The following is a 386-nucleotide window of genomic DNA, read 5'->3' as shown; positions in this document are numbered from 1 at the left end:
TCCTTGCTCACGCGCCCGTCCGCGCCGGCGGTCAGAGCTTCACCGAGTGCGCCCCATAGCCCAGGATTTTCGCCAAGATATTTGATGGCATTGCGGTAGGCATTGGCGGCATCGTCGGCACGCATGCGGCGCATGTAGATCGGCGCGAGGAGCTCCCAACCCCTGCCATCGGTGGGGTTGGTAGCGAGATGGTCCTCGGTCTTGGCGATCAGGATGTTGATGTCCGGATCAGAGCTTTTCATCCGTGCGGCCAAGGGCTCGTCCGGCTCGGCGGGACTGCCCATCCTCTGATAGATGGCAAAGCCGCCGGCCGGCAGTATGAGACAGAGGAAAAGCGCAAGTATGAGCGCTGCCGGTCGCTTCAGGTCACGCGACAGCCCCTCGCC

General features: G+C 63.2%; 1 protein-coding gene. It reads right to left on the bottom strand.

Translation table 11 applies throughout. The annotated features are described in order from the left end of the window. Positions 1-386, bottom strand: a 386-nt coding sequence (locus AC1D0P_RS31450; RefSeq protein WP_477680307.1) for a tetratricopeptide repeat protein, incomplete at both ends; no start/stop codon positions are given.

Source organism: Polaromonas sp. P1_G2 (assembly GCF_056405515.1).
Note: the sequence above shows the minus strand (reverse complement) of the source record. Positions and strands in the feature narration are given on the sequence as shown.